Origin of the sequence: Nocardioides alkalitolerans (genome assembly GCA_038184435.1) — a bacterium.
Classification (GTDB): Bacteria; Actinomycetota; Actinomycetes; order Propionibacteriales; family Nocardioidaceae; genus Nocardioides; species Nocardioides alkalitolerans_A.
The window spans coordinates 1,278,621-1,294,324 of sequence record CP116227.1 but is presented as its reverse complement, the minus strand read 5'-3'; the positions used below and the strand labels follow the sequence as shown (position 1 = coordinate 1,294,324).

Below are 15,704 nucleotides of genomic sequence, written 5' to 3'. Positions count from 1 at the left end.
ATGTCCGCCGCAGCACCGTCCACCGCCCCCCGCTCGACCCCGCCCCGGTCCGGGCTGGACGCCCTCGCCGACCGGCACCTCGGGTGGCTCGCGATCGCGAACCTCGTCGCCAACATCGGCATCGTCGTCACCGGCGCCGTCGTGCGCCTCACCGGCTCGGGGCTCGGCTGCCCGACGTGGCCGCGCTGCACGGAGGAGTCCTACGCGGCGCACCCGAGCATGGGCATCCACGGTGCCATCGAGTTCGGCAACCGGCTCCTGACGTTCGTGCTGGCGGCGATCGCGCTGCTGACGTTCCTCGCCGCCTGGCGGGCCACGTCGCGGCGGGCGTCGTGGATCGCGTTCGGCATCGGGCTCGGCATCCCCGCGCAGGCGGTCATCGGCGGCATCACGGTGCTCACCGACCTCAACCCGTGGATCGTCGCCCTCCACCTGCTGCTGTCGCTGGCGATGATCGGGCTGTGCGTGGTGCTGCTCGACCACGTGCGGCACCCCGAGGTCTGGGGCCCCGCCGCACGGGCGACCGCACCGGCCACGGCGCCCGTCGTCCGCCGGCTCACGCTCGCCCTGTTCGCGGTCGGCTGGGTGGTGCTCTACCTCGGCACCATCGTGACCGGCAGCGGCCCCCACGCCGGCGACGAGAACGCACCGCGCACCGGGCTCGACCCCGCCACCTTCTCGCACCTCCACGCATGGGCGGTCTACGCCCTCGTCGCCCTCACCGTCGCTCTGCTGGTGGTCGCGCGCCGTCGGGGGGACACCCGACTGACCCGGGCGGTCACGGTGCTCCTGGTCGTCGAGCTCGCGCAGGGCGTCGTGGGCTACGTGCAGTACTTCACCGGACTCCCCGTCGGCCTGGTCGCCATCCACATGCTCGGCGCCGCCGTCACCTCCGCGGCCCTCACGTGGGTCGTCGTACGGGCGTTCCGCCCGATCACGATCGTCGCCGAGCCCGAGGTGCGGGTCGCGCGGGTCTGACGGCGTGGCGCACCCGCCTCTCGCGGGATGACGCCCCCACCTGGCACTCCCCCGCCGCCCGCGGCGCGCTCGTGTCCTGAGGGAGGAGCGGCCGCGTCGGAGGAGCGCAGCGGAGGAGACGTGGTCGGGATCGACCGAAGGGCAGGAGCCCGGAGCGCCGCGGGCTAGCCGAGCGGAGCGAGGCCAGAAAGCACTGCGGCCTGTTCTGCGGAACGGATGCACCCGGACCGCCCCTCGGATCGCATCCGTTCCGTAGAACTCGAACCGGTACGCCGCGGCGAGCGCCCGCTGGCCTGATCCCGCTGCCCGCGGCGCGCTCGTGTCCTGAGGGAGGAGCGGCCGCGTCGGAGGAGCGCAGCGGAGGAGACGTGGTCGGGATCGACCGAAGGGCAGGAGCCCGCAGCGCCGCGGGCTAGGCCGAGCGGAGCGAGGCCCAAGGCAAGGGCACCGCGGCGCGCTCGTGTCCTGAGGGAGGAGCGGCCGCGTCGGAGGAGCGCAGCGGAGGAGACGTGGCCGGGATCGACCGAAGGACAGGAGCCCGGAGAGCCACGGGCACGGCCGAGCGGAGCGAGGCCTGAAGAATCAGCGCATCAGCAGCGGGTCGATGGCGATCGCGACGAACAGCAGCGACAGGTACAGGTTCGACGTGTGGAACAGACGCATCGGGTTGATGACGCTCAGCTGGTCGCTGCGGCGGGTGCGGCCCCACATCTTGTGGGCCTCGACGAGGAACACGACGCCCAGGATCGCTGCGGCCGCCGGGTAGAACAGCCCGGTGTCGGCGATGGGCCAGAGCGCGAGCGACATTGCGACGGTCGCCCAGGTGTAGAGCACGATCTGCTTGCCGACGACCGCCGCCGGTGCGACCACGGGCAGCATCGGCACGGCGACGTTGGCGTAGTCCTCGCGGTAGCGCAGCGCCAGCGCCCACGTGTGGGGCGGCGTCCACAGGAACACGATGAGGAAGCACACGACCGGCGGCCAGGCGAGCTCGTTGGTGACCGCGGTCCAGCCGATGAGGGCCGGGAAGCAGCCGGCGGCACCGCCCCACACGATGTTCTGGGTGGTGCGGCGCTTGAGCCACATCGTGTAGACGAGCATGTAGAAGGCGTTGGCCGACAGCGACAGCACCGCGGAGAGCGGGTTGACGAACACCCAGAAGATCGCGGTCGACAGCACGCCGAGCGTCAGGCCGAAGACCAGCGCGGCGCGGGGCGTGACGATGTGGCGCGGCAGCGCGCGGCGGCGGGTGCGGCGCATCTGCTCGTCGATGTCGCGGTCGTAGACGCAGTTGAGCGCGGAGGCCGATCCGGCCGACATTGACCCGGCGACGACCGTGGCGAGCACGACCCCGAGCTCGGGCACACCGCGGGCCGCGAAGAACATGACGGGCACCGTCGTGAGCAGCAGCAGCTCGAGCACGCGCGGCTTGGTGAGGCCGACGTAGGCCGCCACGACGTCGCGCAGCGTCGCGCGCGAGGCGGGAGCCGGCTCGTCGCGCACACCCAGGTCGTCGGCGGTCTCCTCCTCGCTCAGCGAGCCCGGGGGGACGGGCGGAAGCGACTCGGACACCGGAACAGGATGCAGGTCGTGCTCCGGCGTCACGACGACGGGGTCCTCCTCCGTGCGAGCGGAGGCGGACGACTGGCCGGCGTGCGTCACAGGGGTCCTCGTCAAGCGGTCTGGGGCCGAGCGGCTCCAGGGGGTGGAGCGGGGCGGTCCGGGCGGTCCAGTGCGGGGTCGAGTCTAGACCGAGGCAGCAGTAGGCTCGGCATCGGCCGTGGCGGCAAGTGGGTACCGGGAAGTCCGTGGAGGATCACGACCCCCGATCCCTGCCGCGCGCCCACGAACGCGCCACCACCCCGGAGAGGATCCCTGTGACCGAGAGCACGCTGGACTGGACCGACCTCGACCGGAAGGCGGTGGACACCGCCCGGGTCCTGGCGATGGACGCCGTCCAGAAGGTCGGAAACGGTCACCCGGGCACGGCGATGAGCCTCGCGCCCGCGGCGTACCTGCTCTTCCAGAAGGTGATGCGGCACGACCCGTCCGACCCGGGCTGGATCGCGCGCGACCGTTTCGTGCTGTCGTGCGGCCACTCGAGCATCACGCTCTACACGCAGCTCTTCCTCGGCGGCTTCGGTCTCGAGATCGAGGACCTCAAGGCGCTCCGCACGTGGGGCTCGAAGACGCCGGGCCACCCGGAGTACGGCCACACCGCCGGCGTCGAGGTCACGACCGGCCCGCTCGGCCAGGGCGTGGCCAACGCTGTCGGCATCGCGATGGCGGCCCGCCGCCAGCACGGTCTCCTCGACCCCGAGACGCCACTGGGCGAGAGCCTGTTCGACCACGACGTCTACGCCATCTGCTCCGACGGCGACCTGCAGGAGGGCGTGAGCGGCGAGGCGAGCTCGATCGCCGGCACCCAGAAGCTCGGCAACCTCGTGGTGATCTACGACCGCAACCGCATCTCCATCGAGGGCGACACCGACGTGGCGTTCAACGAGGACGTCGCCAAGCGCTACGAGGCCTACGGGTGGCACGTGCAGACGGTCGACTGGACCAACGGCGGCGACCACTACGAGGAGGACGTGCCGGCGCTGTACGACGCGGTGCAGGCCGCCCGTGCCGTCACCGACCAGCCCTCCCTCATCGTGCTCGACACGGTCATCGCCTGGCCGGCGCCGAACGCGCAGGGCACCGAGGCCGCGCACGGCAGCGCCCTGGGCGCCGACGAGGTCGCCGCGACGAAGGAGGTGCTGGGCTGGAACCCGGACACGACCTTCGACGTGCCCGCCGACGTGCTCGAGCACACGCGCAGCCTGACCGCCCGCGGAGCGGCGTGGGGCAAGGAGTGGGACGAGAAGTACGCCGCGTGGGCCGCCGCGAACCCGGAGCGCGAGGCGCTGCTGCACCGGCTCAAGGCGCACGACCTGCCGGAGGGCCTGGTCGATGCGCTCCCGGTCTTCCCGGCGGACCCCAAGGGCGTCGCGACGCGTGCCGCGTCTGGCAAGGTCATCAACGCGATCGCGGGCATCATGCCGGAGCTGTGGGGCGGCTCGGCCGACCTCGCGGGCTCCAACAACACCACCATCAAGGACGCGCCGTCCTTCATCCCGGAGTCGCGCTCGACGCGTGACTGGACGGGCGACCCGTTGCAGGGTCGCGTGCTCCACTTCGGCATCCGCGAGCACGGCATGGGCGCGATCATGAACGGCATCGCGGCCGACGGGCTGACCCGCGTCTTCGGCGGCACCTTCCTCACGTTCTCCGACTACATGCGCGGCGCCGTGCGCGTGGCGGCGCTGAGCAAGCTCCCCGTCACCTACGTCTGGACCCACGACTCGATCGGACTCGGCGAGGACGGCCCGACCCACCAGCCGGTCGAGCACCTCGCGGCGCTGCGCGCCATCCCCGGCCTCGACGTCGTCCGGCCCGCCGACGCCAACGAGACCGCGGCCGCCTGGGCCGCGATCCTCGGCAACGACGACCGCCCCGCGGCGCTCGCCCTGTCCCGGCAGAACCTGCCGGTCTTCCCCCGTGGGGAGGAGGGCTTCGCGACCACCGACGGCGTCGCCCGCGGCGCCTACGTGCTGAAGGACGTGGAGGGCGGCCTCCCCGACGTCGTGCTCATCGGCACCGGCTCCGAGGTGCAGCTCGCCGTGGCCGCCGCGGAGCAGCTCGCCGAGGAGGGCGTGCGGGCGCGCGTCGTCTCCGCTCCCTGCCTCGAGTGGTTCGCGGAGCAGGACCTGGCCTACCAGGAGAGCGTCATTCCGCCCACCGTGAAGGCGCGCGTCGCGGTCGAGGCCGGCATCGCGATGCCGTGGTGGCGCCTCGTGGGCGACCACGGCAAGGTCGTCTCGATCGAGACCTACGGTGCCAGCGCCTCCGCCGAGCGCATGTTCGCCGAGTTCGGTTTCACCCCTGAGGCCGTCGTGCGCGCCGCCCAGGACAGCATCCGGGTCGTCGAGGGCTGATCCCCCCGCCGTACACCCGCATCCCCGCACGTCAGACCGCAACCCAGGAGGTAGCAATGTCCGACCGTCTCTCCGCACTCGCCGACGCGGGTGTGTCCATCTGGCTCGACGACCTGTCCCGCGAGCGCATCGAGACCGGCAACCTCGCCGACCTCGTGAAGGACTCCTCGGTCGTGGGCGTCACGACCAACCCCTCGATCTTCGCGGCGGCGCTCGCGGAGGGCGAGCGGTACGACGCGCAGGTGCGCGAGCTGGTCGCCGAGGGCACCGACGTGGACCGGGCCGTTTTCGCCCTCACGACGACGGACGTCCGGCAGGCCGCCGACGTCCTCAAGCCGGTGGCGGACGCCACGGGCGGCAAGGACGGCTGGGTCTCCATCGAGGTCCCCCCGGGTCTCGCCTTCAAGACGGAGGAGACGGCCGAGGCCGCGCAGGAGCTGTGGAAGGCTGTCGACCGTCACAACGTGATGATCAAGATCCCGGGCACCACCGAGGGCCTGCCCGCCATCACGCAGACGCTCGGCGCCGGCATCTCCGTCAACGTGACGCTGATCTTCGGGCTGCCGCGCTACCGCCAGGTGATGGAGGCGTACGTCGCGGGCCTCGAGCTGGCCCGTGACAACGGCCACGACCTGTCCACGATCCACTCCGTCGCCTCGTTCTTCGTCTCGCGCGTCGACAGCGAGATCGACAAGCGGCTCGAGGCTGCGGGCGCGACCGACCTCCAGGGCAAGGCCGGCGTGGCCAACGCGCGGCTCGCCTACCAGGCGTTCGAGGAGTTCTTCACCGGTCCGCGCTGGGAGGCGCTGGCCGCGGCCGGGGCGAACCTGCAGCGGCCGCTGTGGGCCTCCACGGGCGTCAAGAACCCCGACTACCGCGACACGATGTACGTCGCCGACCTCGTCGTCGAGAACACGGTCAACACGATGCCCGAGAAGACGATGCAGGCCTTCGCCGACCACGGCGAGGTCGAGGGCGACGCGGTGCGACCGCACTACGCGGACGCCAAGGCCGTGCTCGAGGCAGTGGCGGCGGCCGGCGTCGACTACGACGACGTGATCGCCCAGCTCGAGAAGGAGGGCGTCGACAAGTTCGTGGCCTCCTGGGACGAGCTGCTCGAGACCGTCCAGGGCCAGCTCGACGGAGCGAAGGGCTGAGGCGGGGTCGATGAGCAGCGCACCGCACGTCTGGCCCGTCGACCCCACCTCCACCGCCGCCTGGTCGCGCCTGCGCGACCGGGCGGGCGCGTTCGAGCCCGACCTGCGGGGGTGGTTCGCCGCCGACCCGGGCCGGGCCGAACGCCTCTCCTTCACGGCGGGCGACCTCTTCGTGGACCTCTCGAAGGCCCTCGTGGACTTCCCCGTGCTCGACGACCTGCTGGCGCTGGCCGACGAGGTCGGCGTCGCCGAGCGACGCGACGCGATGTTCCGCGGCGAGCGCATCAACACGACGGAGGACCGCGCGGTGCTCCACACCGCGCTGCGCCTGCCGGAGTCGTCGACGCTCGAGGTCGACGGCCAGGACGTCGTCGCGGACGTCCACGACGTCCTGCGGCGCGTCTACGCCTTCGCCGAGTCGGTGCGCTCCGGCGAGTGGCGCGGCGCAACCGGCGAGCGCATCCGCACCGTCGTCAACATCGGGATCGGTGGGTCGGACCTCGGTCCCGTGATGGCCTACGAGGCGCTCGCGGCCTACCGCCACCCGTCGATCGAGTGCCGCTTCATCAGCAACATCGACCCGACCGACGCGGCGACCACCCTCGCCGACCTCGACCCGGCCACGACGCTGTTCATCGTGGCCAGCAAGACGTTCGGCACGCTGGAGACGCTCACGAACGCGCGCCTGTGCCGGCAGTGGCTGCTCGACGGACTGCGCGCGGCCGGGGCCGAGGGGTCGGCCGTCGACGACGCCGTCGCCCGGCACTTCGTCGCCGTGTCGACCGCGCTCGACAAGGTGGCCGACTTCGGCATCGACCCCGACAACGCCTTCGGGTTCTGGGACTGGGTCGGCGGACGCTACTCGGTGTCCTCGGCCATCGGTACGTCGCTGGTCGTCGCGATCGGCCCGGAGCGCTTCGCCGAGTTCCTCGACGGGCTCCACACGGTCGACGAGCACTTCCGCACCACACCCCCCGCGGAGAACGTCCCGCTCCTCATGGGCCTGCTCAACGTCTGGTACACCGACTTCCTCGGTGCGGCCACCCACGCGGTGCTCCCCTACGCCCAGCTGCTGCACCGGTTCCCGGCGTACCTGCAGCAGCTCACGATGGAGTCCAACGGCAAGGGCGTGCGTGCCGACGGCACGCCGCTGACGGCCGGCACCGGCGAGGTCTTCTGGGGCGAGCCGGGGACGAACGGGCAGCACGCGTTCTACCAGCTGATCCACCAGGGCACGCGGATCATCCCCGCGGACTTCATCGCGGTGGCCAACCCGGCGTACCCGCTGGCCGACGGCGACACCGACGTCCACGAGGTGTTCCTGGCGAACTTCTTCGCCCAGACGAAGGCGCTCGCGTTCGGCAAGACCGCGGACGAGGTGCGCGCCGAGGGCACCGCCGAGCACGTCGTCCCGGCGCGGGTGTTCTCCGGCAACCGACCCTCGACGTCGATCCTGGCCCCCGAGCTGTCGCCGTCGGTGCTCGGTCAGCTGATCGCGCTCTACGAGCACGTCACCTTCACCCAGGGTGTGGTGTGGGGCATCGACAGCTTCGACCAGTGGGGCGTGGAGCTCGGCAAGCAGCTCGCGCAGCAGGTGCTGCCCGCGGTCACCGGCGACGCCGACGCGCTGGCGGAGCAGGACGCGTCGACGCGCTCGCTCATCGAGCGCTACCGGGCGGAGCGTCGCTCGTGACCGGAGCGGAGACCGTGCGGGTCCATCCCGACGCCGAGACGCTCGCGCGCACCGTCGCGCTTGCGCTGCTCTCCCGGCTGGCCGAAGTGCAGGGCGAGGAGCGCACGCCCCACGTCGTGCTGACCGGCGGCACGATCGCCGACCGGATCCACCACGAGGTCGCGGGACTGGCGGCCGAGTCGGGCGTGGACTTCACGGACGTCGTGTTCTGGTTCGGCGACGAGCGGTTCGTCGCGTCCGACTCGTCCGACCGCAACGTCGGCCAGGCCCGGGCGGCCTTCCTCGACGCGGTCGGAGCCACGCAGGTGCACGTGGTCCCGTCGGCCTCCGACGTGGCGTCGGCCGACGAGGCGGCCGCGACGTACGAGGCGCTCCTGCAGGAGCACCTCGAGGGCGAGTTCGACGTCGTGATGCTGGGCGTCGGCGAGGACGGCCACGTCGCGTCGCTGTTCCCGGGCTACCCGCAGCTCGACGAGACGGAGGCGCTCGCCGTGGGCGTGCGCGACTCCCCCAAGCCGCCGCCGGACCGGGTCACGCTCACCCTCGAGACGCTCAACCGGGCCGCGTCGGTGTGGTTCCTCGTGAGCGGCGACGGCAAGGCCCCGGCGGTCGCCGAGGCCCTGGGCGGGGCCGACCTGCACGACGTGCCCGCGACGGCCGTCGACGGCCGCACCGAGACCGTCTGGTGGCTCGACGCCGCCGCCGCGTCGCGCCTCTGACCTCTTGCGCGTCGAGTTGTCACGTACGGCGCGATTGATGGCGACGAGTTGTCACGTACGCCGCGGTTGCTGCCGCCGAGTTGTCACGTACGCCGCGTTTGTCCACAGGTAGGGCGCACGGGGGATGCAGTTCGACCAGACGTAGCGAAGACTGACCGGCCATGAGTCTTCGCAAGCTCCAGGGCAACCCCACGCTCGACGATTCCTTCCCGCTGCCGCTCGACCAGCCGTTCCACCGCCAGCAGGCCTCAGCGGAGGGTGTGCCGCTCGGCTGGCTGAGCGCGTTGGTGAGGTCTGGTCACCTGCGGCGGACGCTACGAGGCGTGTACGTCGCGGCGACAGTCCCCGACGATGTCGCGGTCCGGGTTGCCAGCCTGCGGTTGGTGACGCCGGACGACGCCGTCATCTGCGACCGTCATGCCGGATGGCTGCATGGCGCCGACATGGTGCTCGCACCGGGCGAGCACCTCGACGTCCAGCCGATCCGCATCTTCAGGCATCCCGGCGCGATCCGCGTGAGGCGACCTGAGGTCCAGAGCGGACAGCGAGCGTTGTTGGCGCGCGACATCACCGAGATCGAGGGGATGCTCGTGACGACGAAACTGCGAACTGCGCTCGATCTCGGACGGCAGCGGTCGGCCGTTGTCGCGCTGAGCGGTGTCGACGCCATGCTCCGAGCCGGCGTCGACCGCGACGAGATGATGTCCGAGGTCGGTCGTCTCGTGGGCGAGCGTTGGGTGAGGACCCTTCGCTACGTCCTGCCGTTATCGAGCCCCCTCAGCGCGTCTCCCCCGGAGTCTGCGGTGAAGCTCGCGTGGTACGAGACGGCCGGCGAGCTCCCCGATCTGCAGATCGAGGTGACCGGCCCGATGGGACGGTCGGCCTATCTCGACCTGGGCGGCAAGGAGCTCCGCTTCGCCGTGGAGTACGACGGCGAGGACTGGCACACCAGTCCTCGGGACGCGGCATGGGATGCGGCCCGGCGGTCGCACATCACTCGCTCCCACGGTTACGACATCGCCGTCGTCACGTCGGTCAACGTCTACGGGCCCGAACGGGACGTCGAGGCGACGATCAGGGCAGGGTTGCGTCGTGCGCGGCAACGCGCGACGGAGGCTGCGTGACCACAGCGCCGCGGCGTACGTGACAACTCGGCGCGAGAACCGCGGCGTACGTGACAACTCGGCGCAGTCAGACCGCGCTCCACCCCCGCGCGGCGCGGGTCAGAAGACGAGGTCGCCCGAGGCGCGGCGGGAGCGGAGCTGGGTGAGGGCCTCGTCGAGGAGGACCTCGGCCTCGGCGTCGGAGCGGCGCTCCTTCACGTAGGCCAGGTGGGTCTTGTAGGGCTCGGTCTTGGGGACCGCCGGCGGGTTGTCGGAGTCGAGGCTCGCCGGGAGGCCGCACTTGGGGCAGTCCCACGACTCGGGGGCCTGCGCCTCGATCGAGAACGTCATCACCGAACGGTGGTCACGACCGCAGAAGTAGGTGACGGTCTGCCGGGGCGCCGCCTCGCCGCGCGCGTCCTCGCCCATGGGGCCCGATCCGATCCGCGTGCCGCGGATCGCGCTGCCACCTCTGCCCGCCATGCTGCTTCCTCTTCTCTACCGGTGGTCGCGCCAGGGGGACGTGGTTCAGGCGTAGGCGAGCAGGAGCCCGAGCGCGATGACGCTCGCGAACCAGATGATGCCGATGCCGATCGTGTACCGGTCGAGGTTGCGCTCCGCGACCGACGAGCCACCGAGGCTGGTCGAGACGCCGCCACCGAACATGTCGGAGAGACCACCACCACGTCCCTTGTGCAGGAGCACCAGAACGATCATCAGGAAGCTCGTGATCATGAGCACGGCGGTGAAGAGGACAGTCACGGAGAGAAACCTTACGTCACGGGTGGAACCGTGGGCGGGCGAGGACCCGCCCGCCCACGGCGATGGTGCGATGGATCAGAGCAGCGGCATGTCGTAGAACCGGCAGATGCCGCCGAACTCGTCGGCTTGGAGGCTGGCGCCGCCGACGAGCGCCCCGTCGACGTCCTCCTTGACCATGATGCCGGCGACGTTCGCCGCCTTCACGGAACCGCCGTAGAGCACCCGCACCGCGTCGGCCGCGGCGTCGCCGTGGACCTCCCGGATGCGGGCGCGGATGGCCGCGCAGACCTCCTGTGCGTCCTCCGGCGTGGCGACCTCGCCGGTGCCGATGGCCCACACCGGCTCGTAGGCGATCACCAGACCGGCGACCTCCTCGGCGCTGAAGCCCGCGAGCGAGCCGTCGACCTGGGCGACCGTGTAGGCCACGTGCTCCCCGGCCTTGCGGACGTCGAGCCCCTCGCCCACGCACACGATCGGCGTCATCTCCGCCGCCAGGGCGGCCCGCGCCTTCGCGTTGACGACCGCGTCGGTCTCCCCGTGGTACTCGCGGCGCTCCGAGTGGCCGACGACCACGTAGGAGACGCCCAGCTTGGCGAGCATCGCCGCGGAGATCTCGCCCGTGTAGGCGCCCGACTCGTGGACGGAGACGTCCTGCGCGCCGTACTTCAGCTTGAGGCGGTCGCCGTCCACCAGGGTCTGCACGGAGCGCAGGTCGGTGAACGGCGGGACCACCACGACCTCGACGGCGTCGTGGTCGTGCTTCTTGTCGGACAGCGTCCACGCGAGCTTCTGGACCAGCGCCACCGCTTCGAGGTGGTTGAGGTTCATCTTCCAGTTGCCCGCCATGAGCGGCGTGCGGCCGCTCGTCGTCGTGCCCGCCATCAGTCCTCCAGCACCTTCACGCCCGGGAGCTCCTTGCCCTCGAGGTACTCCAGGCTCGCGCCGCCACCGGTCGAGATGTGGCCGAAGGCCGACTCCTCGAACCCGAGCGTCCGCACGGCCGCGGCCGAGTCGCCGCCACCGACGACCGAGAGGCCGTCGATCTTCGTGAGCGCCTCGGCGACCGCCCGCGTGCCGCCGGCGAAGGCCGGCACCTCGAACACGCCCATGGGGCCGTTCCAGAACACCGTGCGCGCGCCCGCGAGCGCCTCGGCGAACGCCGCCGCCGAGTCGGGCCCGATGTCGAGACCCAGGCTGCTCGCCGGGATGTTCGACGCCGGCACGACGATCGGCTGCGGCTCGGTGTCGCCCGACGGGAACTCCGTGTCCACGACGATGTCGCTGGGCAGCACGATCTCCACGCCCGACTCCTCGGCACGACGCAGGTACTCGATGCACACCGGCACCTGGTCGTCCTCGAGCAGGCTCCGCCCGACCTCGTGGCCCTGGGCCTTGAGGAAGGTGAAGACCATGCCGCCGCCGATGAGCAGCTTGTCGGCCTTGCCGAGCAGGTTGTCGATGACGCCGAGCTTGTCGGAGACCTTCGAGCCGCCGAGGACGACCACGTAGGGCCGCTCGGGCGTCTCGGTGAGGCGCTTGAGCACCTCGATCTCCGCGCTGACCAGCGCGCCCATCGTGTGCGGCAGGCGCTGGGCCACGTCGTACACGCTCGCCTGCTTGCGGTGGACCACGCCGAAGCCGTCGGACACGAACGCGTCCGCCAGGGCGGCGAGCTCGTCGGCGAACGCACCGCGCTCTGCCTCGTCCTTGCTCGTCTCGCCCGCGTTGAACCGGACGTTCTCGAGCACCGCGACCTGGCCGTCGGCCAGGCCCGCGACGGTGGCGCGGGCGCTGTCGCCGACCGTGTCCGTCGCGAACGCGACCGGCGCACCGAGCAGCTCGCCGAGGCGAGCGGCCACGGGGCCGAGCGAGTACGCCGCGTCGGGCGCGCCCTTCGGACGACCGAGGTGAGCCGTGACGACCACGCGGGCGCCGGCGTCGGCCAGCGCCTTGATGGTCGGCACGCTCGCCCGGATGCGGCCGTCGTCGGTGATGGTCGTGCCGTCGAGCGGGACGTTCAGGTCGGAGCGGACCAGCACCCGCTTGCCGGCGACCTCACCGAGACCGGGGTAGGACCCCACGTCAGAGGGTCTTGCCGACGTACGCGATCAGGTCGGCGAGGCGGTTCGAGTAACCCCACTCGTTGTCGTACCAGCCCGCGACCTTCACCTGGTTGCCGATGACCTTGGTCAGCGGGGCGTCGAAGATGCAGGACGCCGAGTCGGTGACGATGTCGGACGAGACGATCGGGTCGGTGGAGTACTTCAGCACCTTGCCGTCAGCGGCGGCCTTGACCGCCTCGTTGACCTCCTCGACGCTGGTCTCGCGCGACGCCTCGAAGGACAGGTCGGTGAGCGAGCCGGTCGGGGTCGGCACCCGCAGCGCGTAGCCGTCGAGCTTGCCCTTGAGCTCGGGGAGCACGAGGCCGATGGCCTTCGCCGCACCGGTCGAGGTCGGGACGATGTTGAGCGCGGCGGCCCGGGCGCGACGCAGGTCCTTGTGGATGTTGTCCTGCAGGTTCTGGTCGGCCGTGTAGGCGTGGACCGTCGTCATGAGGCCCTTGTTGATGCCGACGGCCTCGTTGAGGGCCTTCGCCATGGGCGCCAGGCAGTTCGTCGTGCACGACGCGTTGGAGATGACCGTGTGCGCGGACGGGTCGTAGAGCTCGTGGTTCACGCCGTAGACGATCGTGATGTCGTCGTTGGTGGCGGGCGCCGAGATGATGACCTTCTTCGCGCCGCCGTCGACGTGGGCCTTGGCCTTGGTCGCGTCGGTGAAGAAGCCGGTCGACTCGACGACGACGTCGACGCCGATGTCGCCCCACTTGAGGTCGGCGGGGTTGCGCTCGGCGAACGCGTGGATCTCCTTGTCGCCGACGACGATCGCGGAGTCGGTGGCGCTCACGTCCGCGTCGAGGCGGCCGAGGATCGAGTCGTACTTCAGCAGGTGCGCCAGCACCGCGTTGTCCGTGAGGTCGTTGACGCCGACGATCTCGATGTCCAGACCGGAGGCGCGGACCGCCCGGAAGAAGTTGCGGCCGATGCGGCCGAAGCCGTTGATACCTACGCGAACAGTCACTGCTACTCGACTCCTAGGGGTGCGGACCCGGGGCGAATGACCCGGCTCGTGGCGGGTTGCCGGGCACGACCCTACCTCCCGCCACCGACACGCCGGAGAGGTGGCACAGACCGGTGGACACCTACCCGCGGGTACGCCGCCGTGTCGGCCGCTCAGACCTCTTCGGCGAGCATCTCCGGCGTCAGCGACGCCTCGGTGTCGGGGATGCCGAGGTCCTCCGCGCGCTTGTCCGCCATCGCCAGCAGGCGCCGGATGCGCCCGGCGATCGCGTCCTTGGTGAGCGCCGGCTCGTGCAGCTGCCCGAGCTCCTCCAACGACGCCTGCTTGTGCTCGAGCCGCAGGTGACCGGCGGTCTTCAGGTGGTCGGGCGCCTCCTCGCCGAGGATCTCCAGCGCGCGCTCGACGCGGGCGCCGGCGGCGACGGCGGCGCGGGCGGAGCGGCGCAGGTTGGCGTCGTCGAAGTTGGCGAGCCGGTTGGCCGTCGCCCGCACCTCGCGGCGCATGCGACGCTCCTCCCACGCCATCAGCGCCTCGTGCGCGCCGAGCCGCGTCAGGAGGGCGCCGATCGCGTCACCGTCGCGCACCACGACGCGGTCGTAGTTGCGCACCTCCCGGGCCTTGGCCTGGACACCCAGTCGGCGGACGACGCCCACCAGCGCCAGGGCGGCCTCGGGCCCGGGGCACGTCACCTCCAGCGACGACGACCGGCCCGGCTCCGTCAGTGAACCGTGGGCCAGGAACGCCCCCCGCAGCGCGGCGACCGCGTCGCAGGCACCCCCCGAGACGACCTGCGGGGGCAGCCCGCGCACCGGGCGGCCCCGGCCGTCGAGGAGGCCGGTCTGGCGCGCCAGCGCCTCGCCGTCCTTCGCGATGCGCACCAGGTAGCGGCTGCCGCGACGGATGCCGCTGCTCCCCTGCACGAGCACGACGTCGGAGTCGTGCCCGAACACGTCCTTGAGGTCCTTGCGCAGGCGGCGCGCGGCGGCGCCCGTGTCGAGCTCGGCCTCCACCACGATGCGTCCGCCCACGATGTGCAGACCACCCGCGAAGCGCAGGAGCGTCGCCACCTCGGCCTTGCGGCAGCAGGTCTTGGTGATGTGCGTGTTGGAGAGCTCCGCCTTCACCTGTGCCGTCATCGCCATGCGCGACATCCTGCCACGACGCGCGACACGCCGAGGCTTCGTCGTCGAGATCCCGGGCGAGCCGCGACGTACCGGCGCCGCAGGCGGCCGCGGCTCACCCCATGAGGCGCTCGAAGACCCCCGCCAGCTTCTCCGGATCGTGACGGGGACTGCCGTCGCCCACGGCGACGTCCGCCAGCACCAGCCGCGCCCCGTGAGCCGCGACCCAGGCCCGTACGCCGCCGCTGTCGCCCACCGCACCCTCGTCGGCCACGACGGTGTCGATGCGCAGGTCGGGGGCGTGCTCGAGCAACGCGTCGAGGTGGTCCTCGGGGCCGTAGCCGGCGGTCTCGCCCGGCTGGTCCGCCAGGTTGAGCACCACGACCACCCTCGCGTCGGACTCGACGATCGCGCGCCGCAGGTCGGGGACCATGAGGTGCGGGATGACGGAGGTGTACCAGGAGCCCGGCCCCAGGACGACCCAGTCGGCCGCCCGCACCGTCTGCACCGCCTCGGGACAGGCGTCGGGGTCGGGCGGGTCGAGCTGGATGTTGACGATGCGCCCCGACGTGCTGGCCACCTCGACCTGGCCGCGGACGTGGACGAGCTCGCCCTCGCCCCCGGCTCCCCCGGCTCCCTCGGCACCCTCGGCCCCCGCGCCGGCCAGCCGGACGTCGGCGGTGATGTCCATGGGCGTGACCGCCATCGGCAGCACCCGTCCCTGGGCCCCGAGCAGCCGACCGACCCAGTCGAGCGCCGGGACGTGGTCGCCCAGCAGCTCCCAGAGCCCGACGATGAGCATGTTGCCGACGACGTGGCCCCGCATCTCGCCGTCGCCGGCGAAGCGGTGCTGGAGCACCTCCGCCCAGGTGCGGCCCCAGTCGTCGTCCCCGCACAGGGCGGCGAGCGCCATCCGCAGGTCGCCCGGCGGGAGGACCCCGAACTCACCCCGCAGGCGCCCGGACGAACCACCGTTGTCGGCCACCGTCACGACCGCCGTGAGGTCGCCGACGACCCGACGCAGCGCGGCCAACGAGGCGAAGAGGCCGTGGCCGCCGCCCAGCGCTGCCACCGAGACGCCGGGCAGGGCGACCGACCGGGGGCCGATCGGAGCCT

At 71.9% G+C, this 15,704-nt stretch carries 14 protein-coding genes; 6 read left to right on the top strand and 8 right to left on the bottom strand.

Annotated elements, in window-relative coordinates; all coding sequences use genetic code 11:
• On the top strand, positions 1-978 hold the full coding sequence (locus PIR53_06225; protein WZH53588.1) for a COX15/CtaA family protein: 978 nt from the start codon (positions 1-3) through the stop codon (positions 976-978).
• A 582-nt stretch (positions 979-1,560) separates the two neighbouring features.
• Here the strand turns inward: PIR53_06225 and PIR53_06220 are convergent.
• Positions 1,561-2,487, bottom strand: coding sequence for a heme o synthase (locus tag PIR53_06220; protein ID WZH54408.1), 927 nt, complete (start codon positions 2,485-2,487; stop codon positions 1,561-1,563).
• 368 nt (positions 2,488-2,855) lie between these two features.
• Between PIR53_06220 and tkt the strand changes: the two genes are divergently transcribed.
• From tkt to PIR53_06195, 5 genes are all read left to right on the top strand, one after another.
• Complete coding sequence (gene tkt / locus PIR53_06215) at positions 2,856-4,955, top strand: transketolase (GenBank protein WZH53587.1); 2,100 nt, start codon at positions 2,856-2,858, stop codon at positions 4,953-4,955.
• 56 nt (positions 4,956-5,011) lie between these two features.
• A complete protein-coding gene (tal, locus tag PIR53_06210; GenBank protein WZH53586.1) occupies positions 5,012-6,112 on the top strand; it encodes a transaldolase in 1,101 nt (366 codons plus the stop codon).
• Positions 6,113-6,122: 10 nt separating this feature from the next.
• Positions 6,123-7,805, top strand: a complete 1,683-nt coding sequence (pgi, locus tag PIR53_06205) for a glucose-6-phosphate isomerase (GenBank protein ID WZH53585.1) — start codon at positions 6,123-6,125, stop codon at positions 7,803-7,805.
• The gene (gene pgl, locus PIR53_06200; GenBank protein ID WZH53584.1) at positions 7,802-8,524 is read left to right on the top strand and encodes a 6-phosphogluconolactonase; all 723 of its coding nucleotides are present in this window, start codon (positions 7,802-7,804) and stop codon (positions 8,522-8,524) included. Before pgi ends, pgl begins: the two co-directional genes overlap by 4 nt.
• 161 nt (positions 8,525-8,685) lie before the next feature.
• Complete coding sequence (locus PIR53_06195; GenBank protein WZH53583.1) at positions 8,686-9,648, top strand: hypothetical protein; 963 nt, start codon at positions 8,686-8,688, stop codon at positions 9,646-9,648.
• A 99-nt stretch (positions 9,649-9,747) separates the two neighbouring features.
• Here the strand turns inward: PIR53_06195 and PIR53_06190 are convergent, their stop codons facing one another.
• The 7 genes from PIR53_06190 to yvcK all read right to left on the bottom strand — a co-directional run bounded on the left by PIR53_06190 (position 9,748) and on the right by yvcK (position 15,696).
• Entirely contained in the window at positions 9,748-10,110 is a 363-nt protein-coding gene (locus PIR53_06190; GenBank protein ID WZH53582.1) for an RNA polymerase-binding protein RbpA, read from the bottom strand.
• A 45-nt stretch (positions 10,111-10,155) separates the two neighbouring features.
• On the bottom strand, positions 10,156-10,389 hold the full coding sequence (gene secG, locus PIR53_06185) for a preprotein translocase subunit SecG (GenBank protein WZH53581.1): 234 nt from the start codon (positions 10,387-10,389) through the stop codon (positions 10,156-10,158).
• Positions 10,390-10,464: 75 nt separating this feature from the next.
• The gene (gene tpiA / locus PIR53_06180) at positions 10,465-11,271 is read right to left on the bottom strand and encodes a triose-phosphate isomerase (protein WZH53580.1); all 807 of its coding nucleotides are present in this window, start codon (positions 11,269-11,271) and stop codon (positions 10,465-10,467) included.
• Positions 11,271-12,470, bottom strand: coding sequence for a phosphoglycerate kinase (locus PIR53_06175; GenBank protein WZH53579.1), 1,200 nt, complete (start codon positions 12,468-12,470; stop codon positions 11,271-11,273). The genes tpiA and PIR53_06175 overlap by 1 nt, the downstream gene beginning before the upstream one ends.
• Before the next feature lies 1 nt (position 12,471).
• Positions 12,472-13,467: a type I glyceraldehyde-3-phosphate dehydrogenase gene (gene gap, locus PIR53_06170; protein ID WZH53578.1), complete on the bottom strand. Its 996-nt coding sequence runs from the start codon at positions 13,465-13,467 to the stop codon at positions 12,472-12,474.
• Positions 13,468-13,619: 152 nt separating this feature from the next.
• Positions 13,620-14,609, bottom strand: coding sequence for a DNA-binding protein WhiA (whiA, locus tag PIR53_06165; GenBank protein WZH53577.1), 990 nt, complete (start codon positions 14,607-14,609; stop codon positions 13,620-13,622).
• A gap of 94 nt (positions 14,610-14,703) precedes the next feature.
• The gene (gene yvcK / locus PIR53_06160) at positions 14,704-15,696 is read right to left on the bottom strand and encodes a uridine diphosphate-N-acetylglucosamine-binding protein YvcK (protein ID WZH54407.1); all 993 of its coding nucleotides are present in this window, start codon (positions 15,694-15,696) and stop codon (positions 14,704-14,706) included.
• Between the last annotated feature and the right edge of the window lie 8 nt (positions 15,697-15,704).

What these genes read in the sequence shown, in the direction of transcription:
- pgi (WZH53585.1), top strand. Translation starts at nt 6,123, where the DNA reads ATGAGCAGCGCACCGCACGTCTGGCCCGTCGACCCCACCTCCACCGCC.
- PIR53_06195 (WZH53583.1), top strand. Translation starts at nt 8,686, where the DNA reads ATGAGTCTTCGCAAGCTCCAGGGCAACCCCACGCTCGACGATTCCTTC.
- PIR53_06225 (WZH53588.1), top strand. Translation starts at nt 1, where the DNA reads ATGTCCGCCGCAGCACCGTCCACCGCCCCCCGCTCGACCCCGCCCCGG.
- PIR53_06190 (WZH53582.1), bottom strand. Translation starts at nt 10,110, where the DNA reads ATGGCGGGCAGAGGTGGCAGCGCGATCCGCGGCACGCGGATCGGATCG.
- whiA (WZH53577.1), bottom strand. Translation starts at nt 14,609, where the DNA reads ATGGCGATGACGGCACAGGTGAAGGCGGAGCTCTCCAACACGCACATC.
- tal (WZH53586.1), top strand. Translation starts at nt 5,012, where the DNA reads ATGTCCGACCGTCTCTCCGCACTCGCCGACGCGGGTGTGTCCATCTGG.
- tpiA (WZH53580.1), bottom strand. Translation starts at nt 11,271, where the DNA reads ATGGCGGGCACGACGACGAGCGGCCGCACGCCGCTCATGGCGGGCAAC.